We start from the raw sequence: 12855 nt of genomic DNA, 5'->3' as shown, positions 1-12855 counted from the left end.
CGCCAACGGCATCGTCAACGTCAGTGCCAAGGACAAGGGCACCGGCAAGGAGCAGCAGATCAAGATCCAGGCCTCGGGCGGGCTTTCCGATGCGGACATCGACCAGATGGTCAAGGACGCGGAAAAGTTTGCCGAAGAGGACAAAAAGCGGCGCGAGGCGGCGGAAGCCAAGAACAATGCCGACAGTCTGGTTCATGCGACCGAGCAGCAGCTGGCCGAGCATGGCGACAAGATCGATGCCGATCTGAAGGCAGAGATCGAGACCGCGATTGCCGAGGCCAAGACTGCGATCGAAAGCGGCGATGCCGATGAAATGACCGCCAAGACCCAGGCGCTCACCGACAAGGCCATGAAGATGGGCCAGGTGATCTACGATAAGGAGCAGGCCGCCCAGGCTTCTCCTGCCGGAGAAGGCGCCGCAGCCGAAGCGGCCGAGGACGTGGTCGACGCCGAATTCTCGGAAGTCGACGAAGGCAACAAGGGCTAAACAGGCCGTGGATCGGGCCCGTCGCCGCAGCCATGAGCGCGGCGGCGGGCCTGTTCGTTGAGGGGCGACCATGTCTGTCGAAGCCGACTATTACGAACTCCTGGAAGTTACCCGCACCGCCGACGATGCGGCGATCAAATCGTCGTATCGCAAGCTGGCGATGCGCTGGCACCCGGACAAGAACCCCGGCGATGCCGATGCCGAAGCGCGGTTCAAGGCAATCAGCGAGGCCTATGACTGCCTGAAGGACCCGCAAAAGCGCGCGGCCTATGACCGGTTCGGTCACGAAGCCTTCAAGCAGGGCATGTCCGGCGGTGGCGGCGAGCAGGGCGCTGGCGCCGGTTTCTCCGACCTTGGCGACATTTTCGAGACGATCTTCGGTTCGGCCTTTGGCGGAGGAGGCGGGCGCCAGCAGGCGCGGCGCGGCGCCGACCTGCGCTATGACATGGAAGTCTCGCTCGACGATGCGTTCCACGGCAAGCAGGCCGAGATCGAGATCGAGGTTTCCGCCAAGTGCGAACCTTGCGATGGCTCGGGCGCAGAACCCGGCACGGGGACGCGCCGCTGCAACCTGTGCGGCGGACACGGCCATGTCCGCGCCCAGCAGGGTTTCTTCATGGTCGAGCGGACCTGCCCGACCTGCCACGGCCGCGGCGAAGTGATCGAGAAGCCGTGCCGGTCCTGCCGCGGCGAAGGCCGGGTCGATACTCCGCAAAAGCTCGAAGTGAACATTCCCCCGGGCGTCGATACCGGCACCCGCATCCGCCTGGCCGGCAAGGGCGAGGCCGGGCCGTTTGGCTCGCCGCCGGGCGATCTCTACATCTTCATCCACATCAAGCGGCACAACGTGTTCGAACGCGAAGGGACGACGCTGGTCACCCGCGTGCCGATCGCCTTCACCACGGCGGCGCTGGGCGGTGAGATCGAAATCCCCGGCCTCGATGGCGAGCGGATCGTGATCGACATCCCGGCCGGGATCCAGTCGGGCAAGCAACTGCGCAAGCGCGGGGCCGGCATGCCGGTGCTCCAGGCCCGAGGTCGCGGCGACCTCGTGATCGAGATCATGGTCGAGACCCCGACCAAGCTGAGCGCCAGGCAAAAAGAGCTGCTGCGCGAGTTGCAGGAAACCGAGACCGGGGATGAAACCCCGCAGTCGAAGGGCTTCTTTGACCGGATCAAGGAAGCGTTTGGAGGGTAGGGGGCGCGTACGCAGCGGGGGCTCCGATACTTCGACACGCTCAGTACTGAGCCTGAGCGGAGGTGAGAAAAACACCTTGGAACCCGCTCAGGCTGAGCCTGTCGAAGCCCCATGTTGGTCAACGCCCGTCACCTCTGCCCTGATTCCCGCCACCAGCCCCGGATCGGCCTTCAACCGCCCCTCTTCCTCGTCCAGCACGGCCAGAAAGGCCTCGCGCTTGAAGCGGGCCAGTTCCTGCGGTTCCAGCACCATGCCCCTGGGCAGCGCCGAGGCGAGCAGGTCGATCATTCGTTCCGCGCCGTGGAGGCGGCCCCAGAGATAGTCGTTCTCGCGGTAGGCGCGGCTGAAGAAGGCGCCAAAGTTGTAGAATTCGGTCCCGCGCAGCACCTTGTGAGCGCCGCCGGGGCGGATCGAATTGCAGTCATCGGGTGAGATCCGGTCAACCTTGGCGGGTTCGAATTCGGTAAGGCCTTCACCGCGCAGCAGCGGCAAGGTGACTGTATCGTAGAACGGAAAGCCCAGGTAGGTCAGCAGGATCCGCCGCCGCAGCTCGCGCGGCAGCTTGCCCAGGCAATCGACCATCAGGGCATCAACCACCACGTCGGTCGCAGCCAGCTGGCGGCGCTGGGCAACTGCGTTCAGTACTGCGCCGGGTTCATCCATCACCCGCCGCGCGACCGATCCGAAATCGCGGCCAAGCGAGCCGCGTGCCTCACGGTCAAAATACATCGACAGGGCCTGATAGACCGTGGCCCGAGCCTGTTCCCGCGCTTCTGGTGCGGCCGCGTCGATATCTTCCCAATCTTCCGAGAGCCGCCGGGCGAGCAGGCGCAGGCGGCGGATGCGGAAGCCCAGATCGTGGTCGCGAAAAAAGTCAATTGCAGCCGGGCTCGCCCCGCCACGCGCTGCGCCGATATGGTCAAGCCCGTGCAGCGTTAGCCAGCCGAAGAGCCGGTCGGCAATCGGATCGGCGTTGGGCAGCATCAGCTCGGGCGCGGCGGCCAACACTGTCTCAGCCAGATCGGACAGGATCCCGGTAGCCTTGACCTGGCCATATGCCTGAAAGGTGAACCCGGCCTGTTCGGCGGCGGCCTGCTGGGCCTTGGCCCGCCACGCGCTGAGCCGCTTGACGCTGGGACTGTCGAAGAACAGCGTCCGCCCGAACAGCCGTTCAACCGCCTCCTCTACATCCGGACGCAGCGAATCGACGATCGCTTTCAATTTGCTGAGCTGGCGAGATGACCGCTCGATTTCTTCCAGATTGTCGCGCACCGGCTGCTCGCGCGGGATCGAAGAGAGCGAGCCGAAGATCACATGGAAAAAACCCGGCGGGCGCGGATCAGCATGGCGCTGGCCGCCGACTTCATCGGGATGGGGATCGATATAGACGAACCGGCGATCGACTTCGCGCTGGGCCGGGCGGTCGCGCAGCACCCGCATCGCCTCGGAAAAAGGGGCATTGACCAGCACCGATCCGTCGATCAGCGCCACCGCATCGGCGTCGCCGCGGTGGCTGTGCTCGGGCATGATCCGTTCGACGAAGGCAGTGCGGCTGTGCCAGGGATCGCCGTGTTCCTTGGCCAGTGCATCGATTTCGCCCAGTTGCAGCGCCGGAAAGGCTCCGGGAAAGCTGGCGGTCGCGCGGGCCGCGAAGACCAGCTCGATCGGATTGGCCAGGGGCTCCCCGCCGCTGGCCGGCGTTACCCCGTGGAACCCGATCGACAAGCGGTGCTCGCTTTCCTCGATCTTCTCCGGACTGTGGAGGTGCAGGGTCTGGGCATGGCCTTTGAAATCGGTTGCGGTGACGAACAGGTCGAGCGGGTGGCTGGCTGGCAGCAAGGGTGCGTCCGCGCCGCCCTTGCGCATTGCCCCAAGCGCTTCGCACAGCAGCCGTGAGAAGCCGAGACCGCCGAATGGGGGCTCGAACCAGCGCGATCGGATCAGGCGCGAGAGCTTGCTGCGCACTTCGCTGCGGGTTTCGGGGGCGACGCTGGCCGAAACGACGTTGCCGGGGCGCTTGAGCAGCCAGTAGACGATCGGCATCGCCCAGAACTTGGCGATCCGCGAGGCTGGGCGAGCATCGGGGTCGAGCAGCACATCAACATCAGCGCGTTCCAGCCACAGCTCGGTCAAGGGTTCGAGGCTTTGCCCCGAATGGATCGCCTGAGCCAGGAACACTCCGTTGATCCCGCCGGCGCTGGCCCCGGCGACGATATCGGGCAGAACCCGCAGGCGCAGCTTGAAGTGCCGTTCGATCCGTTCGAGCAGGGCGCGGTAGACAGCCTCGGTCCCGCCTTCGGCCGCCGCGCCACCGTGATAGGCTCGGCTGGCGCGGGCCAGCTTCCACAGCTCCTTGGTCACCCCGTGCATGTAGACCGCCAGGCTGACGCCGCCGTAGCAGACCAGGGCAATGCGAAGTTCTTTTTGACGCATGGTCCCCTCTTTCCACGCCAATAGCCTGCTGGCAATTGCGTTCTTCTTACGTTCTCTCTATGGGCAATTGCATGGCTAAACCAAAGCGACGCTACATTTGCCAGGCATGCGGCAGCGTGACGCACCGTTGGCAAGGGCAGTGCGCCGATTGCGGAGAATGGAACACGCTGGCCGAAGAAGCGCCGGCCACGGTCTTTTCGACCAAGCATGACTTGTCGAGCGGTGGGCGGGCGATTGCGTTCGAGGCACTCGACGCCCCCGGTGAGGTTCTGAAGCGGCGGACTACCGGACTGGCGGAGTTTGACCGCGCCCTTGGCGGCGGACTGGTACCGGGCTCGGCGGTCCTGATGGGCGGCGATCCCGGGATCGGCAAGAGCACACTGCTGCTGCAGGCCGCGGCGAAGATCGCGCTCGGCGGAGGCAATGCGGTCTATATCAGTGGTGAGGAAGCGGCGGGGCAGGTGCGGATGCGGGCCGACCGGCTGGGTCTGGCCAATGCGCCGATCGCGCTCGCCGCGGCAACCTCGGTCCGCGATATCCTGACCTCGCTGGCAACGATGCCGCCGCCGACGCTGCTGGTAATCGATTCGATCCAGACCATGCATTCCGACCAGATCGAAGGCGCACCGGGCACGGTCAGCCAGGTTCGCGCCTCGGCGTTCGAGCTGATCCGCTATGCCAAGGAAAACGGCGTGGCGCTGGTCCTGGTCGGCCACGTCACCAAGGACGGCTCGATCGCCGGGCCGCGCGTGCTCGAACACATGGTCGATGTGGTGATGAGCTTCGAAGGGGAGCGCAGCCACCAGTACCGGATCCTCCGCTCGATCAAGAACCGCTTCGGTCCGGTCGATGAAATCGGGGTCTTCGCGATGGAAGGGGCGGGGCTGGCCGAGGTCGGCAATCCCTCGATGCTGTTCCTCTCGGGCCGCGACACACCGGTTGCCGGCAGCGCGGTATTCCCGGCGATCGAGGGGACCCGCCCGGTGCTGATCGAGGTTCAGGCCCTGATCGTGCGCCTCGCCAGCGGGGCGACTCCGCGCCGCGCGGTGGTCGGGTGGGACAGCGGCCGGCTGGCGATGCTGCTCGCCGTGCTCGAAGCGCGCTGCGGGCTGAACTTTTCTTCGGCTGAGGTCTATCTCAACGTGGCGGGCGGATATCGCCTGACCGATCCTGCCGCCGATCTTGCGGTTGCCGCCGCGCTGGTCTCGGCGCTGGCGGACAAACCCTTGCCCTCCGACGCGGTCTGGTTCGGCGAAGTGTCGCTGGCTGGAGAGATTCGCCCGGTGGCGCATTCGCCGATCCGGCTGCGCGAATCCGCCAAGCTTGGCTTTGCCAGCGCCTTCGGTCCCGGCGAAGCGGGCGGGGCAGGCGGCGGTACGAAGTTTACCGCGCTATCGCTGCTGCCAAATCTCGTTGACCGGATCATGGGCGCAGCCTAGTTTCCCGCGAATATGACGGGTTTTGATATTGCAGTCCTGATCCTGGTCGGCCTCGGCGCGATCACCGGGTTCATGCGCGGCTTCATTCAGGAAGTCTTTGCGCTGGCCGCATGGGTGCTTGCGCTGGTCGCGATCAAGAACCTGCACACCCCATTGACCGCAGCGCTGCTGCCACACATCGAGACACAAAGCGGATCGGCCGTGCTGGCTTTCGCGATCCTGCTGCTGGTCCCCTATGCCATCGTTAAGTTGCTCTCGAACCGCCTGGGCGAAGCTAGCCGTAACTCGGTGCTCGGCCCGATCGACCGAGTATTGGGCTTCGGCTTCGGCGCTATCAAGGGTATGGTTATCGTGGTCATGGCCTTTTCGGTCTTGGCGCTTGGCTACGACACGATCTGGGGCGCGGCCGGCCGGCCGACTTGGATAACCCAGTCCCGGTCCTATCCGTTCGTCGATGCCAGCAGCCGCTACCTTGTCGGCCTGCTGTCCGAACGGCGCAAGAACGCGGCCGAGGCAGAAGCCAAGCGGCTGGGCACCGAGGCGGTCAAGACGAAGCTTTCCGGCAAGTGAGCAGCACCGCCGCGCTCTACACGCCCGAGGTACTCGGGCTGGCGACCAGTCTTGCCCGCTATCCACTCAACGACGGGCTGCCATTGCGCGGTTCATCGCGGGCGCCGGTTTGCGGTTCCACCATCGAGCTGGGCCTAGTTAGCGACGCCGAAGGGAGGATCACGCAGATTGGCCTAAAGGCGCATGCCTGCGCGATCGGGCAAGCCGCAGCGGCCCTGTTTGCCGAGGCCGCGCCTGGGCGGACCAGGGCAGAGCTGGCCGAAAGCCTGACATCGCTCGAACACTGGCTCGCCGGTCCCGATGCGCCATTTCCCGATTGGCCCGGCCTTACCGCAATCGCCGCCGCGCGCTCCTTTCCCGCCCGGCACGGTGCGATCCTGTTGCCGTGGAAGGCCGCATTGGCCGCGCTTCCCTAAGCTGCGCGGCGCGGCTAGAGCTAGGTCGACAACCAAACGGGGAGACTTGGTCCATGAGCGAAGCCGCAGCGCATCATCCTGAACCCAGCGCCAAGGAAATGCGCCTGGTGATCGGCGCATCGTCGGCCGGCACCGTGTTCGAATGGTACGATTTCTTTATCTACGGCACGCTTGGCGCGATCCTGTCGAAGACCTTTTTTCCCACTGGCAACGCCACGCTGGAAATGCTGCTGTTCTGGCTGGTCTTCGCGGTTGGCTTTGGCTTTCGCCCGCTGGGCGCGGTGCTGTTTGGCTATCTCGGCGACAAGCTTGGCCGCAAGTATACCTTCCTCGTCACCGTCACGCTGATGGGTGTCGCGACAGCCGGGGTCGGCCTGATCCCTTCGGCGGCGAGCATCGGGTGGTGGGCCCCGGCCATCGTGATCCTCCTCCGCATCCTGCAAGGATTGGCACTGGGTGGTGAATATGGCGGCGCGGCGATCTATGTCGCGGAGCATTCGCCCTTCGCCCGGCGCGGCTATCACACCAGCTATATCCAGGCGAGCGTGGTTGGCGGCTTCGTGCTGAGCCTGATCGTCGTGCTCGGCTGCAAAGCGGTGATGAGCCCAGAAACCTGGAACGCGTGGGGCTGGCGCGTGCCGTTCCTGCTCAGCCTGCTGCTGCTGGCGATCTCGCTGTGGATGCGCTTCAAGCTTTCGGAAAGCCCGGTATTCCAGGCGATGAAGGAAGAAGGCGAGATTGCCGGCAATCCTTTCGTCGAAAGCTTTACCTATCCCGGCAACAAGCGCCGGATCTTCATCGCCCTGTTCGGGATCGCCGCAGGGCTGACCGTGATCTGGTACACCGCGATGTTCTCAGGGCTCAGCTTCCTGCAGAAATCGATGCACGTCGATGATACGGTGGCGGAGATCATCGTCGGCATTTCGGCGGCACTGGGCATGGGGTTCTTCATCTACTTCGGAAAGCTGAGCGACCGGATCGGGCGTAAGAAACCCATCGTGATCGGCTATGCGCTGACCCTGCTGCTGTTGTTTCCGATCTATTGGTTCATCGGCTCGGCAGCCAAGGATCCGGCGCACACCGCTTCGATCGAATGGACCCTGCGCGGTCCGGACTGCAGCTATTCGCCCTTCGCGACCAAGCAGGAGACGCGCTGCGGCAAGCTGATGGGCGACTTTGCCGGCGCAGGCGTGCCCTATACGCTCGAAAAGAGTGACAAGCTGGAACTGGTGATCGGTGGCAGCAAGGTGATCCCGCTGGACGATATTGCGCTTGACGATGCCAAGGCCCGCAAGGCTGAGATCGAGGCGCGCGCCGGGCAGACCGTGTTCAACTTCGCCAAGCACACCCCCAGCTTTGGGCAAGGAGTGCTGATCGTCGCCGGCTTGCTGGCGCTGATGGCGCTTTCAGGGGCTACCTATGGGCCAGTTGCCGCGCTGCTGGCTGAAATGTTCCCGCCCAGGGTCCGCTATTCATCGATGTCGATCCCCTATCATATCGGCACCGGCTATTTCGGCGGGTTCCTGCCGTTCATCGCCAGCTTCATCGTCGCACGGACCGGCGATCCCTATTCCGGGCTGTGGTACACCTGGGTGGTGGTGCTGATGGCCTTGGTGGTAAGCTGGTGGGGCCTGCCAGACGGAAAGCCCAGCGACTTTGCCGATGACCCCGCCTGAGCCGCCGCTTCGCCTGATTCTCGATACCGACGCGCTGGTTCACAACTGGCGCGTACTTGACCGTCTGTCAGGCACGGCGCGGGCGGGGGCGGCGGTCAAGGCCGATGGTTATGGCCTGGGCGCGGTACGGGTGGTCAGGGCACTAGCTGCAGCCGGTTGCCGCGACTTCTTCGTGGCCTATCCCAGCGAGGCAGCCGCGCTTGAAGGGCTGGTTGATTCCGACCGCATTGCGATCCTGCACGGGCCGCAAAGCTTGGCAGAAGCGCAGTGGATTGCCGCACGTGGCTTCCGTCCGGTTATCAACTCGGTCCGCCAGGCCAGCATGTGGGCCGATGCCGGCGCCGGGCCATGCGATCTGATGGTCGATACCGGGATCAACCGGCTCGGCGTGGCCATGGCCGATCTTGCGGCACCGGCAATAACGACGCTCAATATCAGGACTGTCCATTCGCATCTGGCTTCTGCCGACGAGGACAGCCCGCTCAACGCGCAGCAATTGTCACGCTGGCGTTGGGCTTGCGCGCAAATCGGGCAGGGCGAGGTCAGCCTGGCAAATTCCGCCGGGATCATGCTCGGCAGTGACTTCCACGGTGATTTGACCCGGCCTGGGCTGGCCCTTTACGGGGGCGTTCCCAGTATCGCACTTGCGAGCGAGATCCGGCAAGTTGCGTTTCCGGAAGCGGCGATCATGCAGGTGCGCACTGTCAATGCGGGAGAGGGCATCGGCTACAATGCCACCTTTGTTGCAGAACGTGATATGCGGGTCGGCGTGGTCGCGATGGGCTATGCTGATGGCTATCTGCGCTGCTGGTCGGGCAAGGGTGTGATGCGGGCCGACGATGCGCACCTGCCGGTGCTGGGCCGGGTTTCCATGGACATGACCGTGATCGATCTCTCCGCCGCGCCGCACCTAGGTGAGGGCGACTGGGTCGGGCTGGACTATACACTTCCCGAAGCTGCACGGATCAGCGGCCTGTCCCAATATGAGCTGCTGACCCTGCTGGGCGGCCGATTTGCTCGGTAATGCTGCGCAGCATGGATTTGTTGCATTGCAACTATTGCAGGTGCTAACAAGGGCGGAAGGGGCCTTTCCCTGCGGGGTTTTGGAACATGAGCGACGCCAAGGGCGAAACCGTTGTCATCAAGAAGTACGCCAACCGGCGGCTCTACAACACCAAGTCGTCAAGCTATATTACGCTTGACCACCTCGCGAAGATGACCCGCGAAGGAGTGGATTTCAAAGTTCTCGACGCGAAGTCTGGCACCGATATCACTCACCAGATCCTGACGCAGATCATCATGGAAGAGGAAAGCACGACGGGTGAGCAGATGCTCCCGGTGAATTTCCTGCGGCAGCTGATCGGGATGTACGGCAATTCGATGCAGGGACTTGTTCCGCATTACCTGGAAGCCAGCATGGATCAGTTCCGCGCCAACCAGTCCAAGCTGCGCGAGGCGTTCGAATCAAGCCAGGCAGGCAATCCGCTGGCCAAGCTGGCGCAACAGAATCTGGCGATGTTCAAGGCCGCCGCTTCGGCCTTCGTTCCGGGCCTGGCCGATGACGGCAAGTCCGTTTCGAAGAGCGGCGGTCAGGACGATGAGATAGCCGCGCTGCGCAAGCAGATGGCGGAAATGCAGGCCAAACTCGACAAACTCGGCAAGGACTAGGCGCTAGTTCTGCTTCGAGCCCAGCAGCGATACGCCGGGTTTGAACTTCCTGCCTTTGCCGACTTTCCATTCAATCGGGTCAAGCCCGGAAGGGAATGTTGCCTGGCCGAACTTGAGCACGGCAGCTAGGCGGCACAGCCCGCCCGCGATCTCCACCACGCTGCCCTTGTCCAGCCCAACCTCGACCGCTTCGAATTCGGCCTTGAGGGTCAGCGTGAACTGGATCGGGCTGGCGGTCAGCCCCCAACCGGAAATTCCGAGGATCGGATAGAGATCGAGATCCTGTTCGAGCTTGCCGAGCCGGATGAAACGCGGCTCCCCCGTCGTTTCAGCGGCTTTGACGGCCTGTTCGATTTCCGGCGCTTTGCCCCAGCCCTTGATGAACAGCGGCATCAGGTCGATCTGCTTCAGCTTGGCATCGACCAGTGCGGCAATCCGCGGGCCAGCAAGCCCGGCCAAGGCCCGCTGCAGCCGGCCGCCGCCTTCTTCCTTCATTTCTTCGCGCGCGCTGGCCGCGGCTTCATCGAAGCGTTCCGGCGGGATCAGCGCGGCGAGTTCGATCTGACCCGGTTCGATCATGCTGGCTCTCCCAGAATTGCATTGCCGCGCGGTGGGCTGGCTTGACCCACCTCGATCCGCAGATCGAAAGTCGCCTCGGGTGCGCTGACCAGCGGGGTGGACATGGTGCCAAGGTTGCCCGGTCCGGTCTCGATTGTGCAACTCAACACCAGCTTGGGCCAGAACCAGCGGTAGAGCGCGGTGCCGATTGCCGCCGCAGCGGCGAGCAGGCCTCCGATCAGGGCCCAAGGCAGCGGACTGCGCTCTGGCGGCGGCGGAGGTGGCTCAACCAGGATGGGCGGCGGCGCTACAATTGCAGGCGGCGGCGGATCAGGTGTGTCCGGCGTTGCCGGCGCGCTTGGTAATGGTAATGGTATTGGGATCGCCGTTGCGGCGGGTTTTGAAGCAACTGGGGCCGGTTTGGCCGCTGGCTGGGGTTGCGTCGAAGCGGGGCGTGCTGTCGGGGTGGGACTTGGCCTTGGCGCGGGTGCCAACGGGGTGACCGTGGCGGGTGCGGTGGGTATCCCGGCTGCTGCAGTTGCAGTTGGTTCAGGAGTGGGTGTCGGTAAAGGCGTGGCGGTGGTTGCTGGCGGCTTCTTCTTGACCAGCTTGGATAAGGCGTCGAGCGTCTTGATGACCTGTTCCGGGGTGACCTTGGTTCCGGTCTGAGTGCTATCCGCGGGGGCGGTTCCCGCGGTATTGCGCGTAGCAACCTGAGCCTCGGCAAGCTGCACCGATGCCAGCAGCACGGCGGCTGCCCCGATTGCCAAACAGCGTTCCCCTTTCGCCATGGCGCAAGCATAACACCGATTGCGTCTGGCACAAACCTTGCCCCGCCATGCCCAAGCGGCTATCGCGCCGCCCCATGAAGCACGCCCTCTCTGTAACCCGTTCCGAAAACTTCGCCGCCTGGTACCAGGAAGTCATTTCCGAAGCCGAAATGGCCGAGGAAAGCGGCGTGCGCGGCTGCATGGTGATCCGCCCGTGGGGCTATGGCATCTGGGAACGGATTCAGAAGCTGATGGACGCGCGGATCAAGGCTGCCGGGGTCGACAACTGCTATTTTCCGCTGTTCATTCCGCTCAGCTACTTTGCCAAGGAAGCCGAACATGTCGATGGCTTCGCCAAGGAAATGGCGGTGGTCACCCACCACCGGCTGATCCAGGACAGCAAGGGCGGACTGGTGCCCGATCCCGAGGCCAAGCTGGAAGAACCGCTGATCGTGCGGCCCACTTCGGAAACCGTGATCGGCCAGGCGATGGCGCGCTGGATCCAGTCGTGGCGCGATCTGCCGCTGCTGACCAACCAGTGGGCAAACGTGGTCCGCTGGGAAATGCGCACCCGGATGTTCCTGCGGACCAGCGAATTCCTCTGGCAGGAGGGCCACACCGCCCACGCCGACCGCGACGATGCGATGGCCGAAACGCTCCGCGCGCTCGAGATGTACCGTGCCCATGCCGAAGACGAACTGGCCATGCCGGTCTTCGCTGGCGAGAAGCCTGAGAACGAACGCTTCCCCGGCGCCGTTGCGACCTATTCGATCGAAGCGATGATGCAGGATGGCAAGGCGCTGCAAGCCGGCACCAGCCATTACCTTGGCACCGGCTTCGCCGAGGCAGCGGGCATTCGTTATCAGGACCGCGAAGGTCAACAGGCGCTGTGCCACACCACCAGCTGGGGCGTTTCGACCCGGCTAATCGGCGGGGTAATCATGACTCACGGCGATGACGATGGCCTGCGCGTGCCGCCTGCGATCGCTCCGCACCAGGTGGTGATCCTGCCGATGCTGCGTGATGATGATGGCGACGAGGCGCTGCTCGCCTATTGCGAGGACCTGCGCCGCGCACTCGCCGCGCAGACCGCGCTGGGTGAGCCGATCCGCGTGCTGCTCGACAAGCGCGCCGGCAAGGCCACGCAAAAGCGCTGGGGCTGGGTCAAGAAGGGCGTGCCGCTCATTCTGGAGATCGGCGGGCGCGATGCTGCAAATGGGCAAGTCTCGGCCCTGCGCCGCGACCGGCTTTACCGCGAGGATGGCAAGGTCAATTTCGCCGGGCAGGATCGCGATGCCTTCCTCGCCGCGGCGGCCGCCGAACTCGAAGATATCCAGCGCTCGCTTTATGCAGAGGCCAAGGCCCGCCGCGATGCCAGTATTCACCGCGGGGTGACCGACATGGCCGGGCTCGAAGCCTATTTCGCCGAGGACCAGAAGTACCCGGGCTGGGTTGAACTGGGCTGGTCGCGACCCACCGGGGCCGAGCTGGAAACGGTCGTCGCCAGGCTCAAGGCGCTGAAGCTGACGATGCGCAATACGCCGCTGGACGCTGCGCCGGTTTCGGGTACCTGTCTGTTCACAGGCAAGCCTGCGGTCGAGACGATCTACGTCGCCCGGGCCTACTGACCGGCGAAGGAA

At 64.4% G+C, this 12855-nt stretch carries 12 protein-coding genes; 9 read left to right on the top strand and 3 right to left on the bottom strand.

Annotated elements, in window-relative coordinates:
• On the top strand, window positions 1–487 hold a 487-nt coding region (locus tag B2V17_RS11900), incomplete at its 5' end, for an Hsp70 family protein (protein ID WP_292997933.1).
• 70 nt (window positions 488–557) lie between these two features.
• Window positions 558–1685 carry a molecular chaperone DnaJ gene (gene dnaJ, locus B2V17_RS11895; protein ID WP_292997931.1) on the top strand — a complete coding sequence of 376 codons (1128 nt, stop codon included), beginning with the start codon at window positions 558–560 and terminating at the stop codon, window positions 1683–1685.
• 87 nt (window positions 1686–1772) lie between these two features.
• Here dnaJ and B2V17_RS11890 read toward each other — a convergent pair whose 3' ends face one another.
• Window positions 1773–4118 (bottom strand): patatin-like protein, encoded by a 2346-nt coding sequence (locus B2V17_RS11890; protein WP_292997929.1) that lies wholly within the window; start codon window positions 4116–4118, stop codon window positions 1773–1775.
• A 71-nt stretch (window positions 4119–4189) separates the two neighbouring features.
• Between B2V17_RS11890 and radA the strand changes: the two genes are divergently transcribed.
• The 6 genes from radA (at window position 4190) to phaR (ending at window position 9887) form a co-directional block, all read left to right on the top strand.
• Window positions 4190–5557, top strand: a complete 1368-nt coding sequence (gene radA / locus B2V17_RS11885; protein ID WP_292997927.1) for a DNA repair protein RadA — start codon at window positions 4190–4192, stop codon at window positions 5555–5557.
• Window positions 5558–5569: 12 nt separating this feature from the next.
• Entirely contained in the window at window positions 5570–6127 is a 558-nt protein-coding gene (locus B2V17_RS11880) for a CvpA family protein (protein ID WP_292997925.1), read from the top strand.
• Window positions 6124–6543, top strand: coding sequence for an iron-sulfur cluster assembly scaffold protein (locus B2V17_RS11875; RefSeq protein WP_292997923.1), 420 nt, complete (start codon window positions 6124–6126; stop codon window positions 6541–6543). The genes B2V17_RS11880 and B2V17_RS11875 overlap by 4 nt, the downstream gene beginning before the upstream one ends.
• Before the next feature lie 53 nt (window positions 6544–6596).
• The gene (locus B2V17_RS11870; protein ID WP_292997921.1) at window positions 6597–8219 is read left to right on the top strand and encodes an MFS transporter; all 1623 of its coding nucleotides are present in this window, start codon (window positions 6597–6599) and stop codon (window positions 8217–8219) included.
• A complete protein-coding gene (gene alr, locus B2V17_RS11865) occupies window positions 8206–9243 on the top strand; it encodes an alanine racemase (RefSeq protein ID WP_292997919.1) in 1038 nt (345 codons plus the stop codon). Before B2V17_RS11870 ends, alr begins: the two co-directional genes overlap by 14 nt.
• 86 nt (window positions 9244–9329) lie before the next feature.
• Window positions 9330–9887, top strand: coding sequence for a polyhydroxyalkanoate synthesis repressor PhaR (gene phaR, locus B2V17_RS11860; protein ID WP_292997917.1), 558 nt, complete (start codon window positions 9330–9332; stop codon window positions 9885–9887).
• A 3-nt stretch (window positions 9888–9890) separates the two neighbouring features.
• Here the strand turns inward: phaR and B2V17_RS11855 are convergent, their stop codons facing one another.
• Window positions 9891–10466, bottom strand: a complete 576-nt coding sequence (locus tag B2V17_RS11855) for a hypothetical protein (RefSeq protein WP_292997915.1) — start codon at window positions 10464–10466, stop codon at window positions 9891–9893.
• A complete protein-coding gene (locus B2V17_RS11850; RefSeq protein ID WP_292997913.1) occupies window positions 10463–11215 on the bottom strand; it encodes a hypothetical protein in 753 nt (250 codons plus the stop codon). The genes B2V17_RS11855 and B2V17_RS11850 overlap by 4 nt, the downstream gene beginning before the upstream one ends.
• A 95-nt stretch (window positions 11216–11310) precedes the next feature.
• Between B2V17_RS11850 and B2V17_RS11845 the strand changes: the two genes are divergently transcribed.
• Window positions 11311–12843: an aminoacyl--tRNA ligase-related protein gene (locus B2V17_RS11845; RefSeq protein ID WP_292997911.1), complete on the top strand. Its 1533-nt coding sequence runs from the start codon at window positions 11311–11313 to the stop codon at window positions 12841–12843.
• The last annotated feature ends 12 nt before the right edge of the window (window positions 12844–12855 follow it).

Source organism: Novosphingobium sp. UBA6272 (genome assembly GCF_002440635.1).
Taxonomy (GTDB): Bacteria; Pseudomonadota; Alphaproteobacteria; order Sphingomonadales; family Sphingomonadaceae; genus Novosphingobium.
Note: the sequence above shows the minus strand (reverse complement) of the source record. Positions and strands in the feature narration are given on the sequence as shown.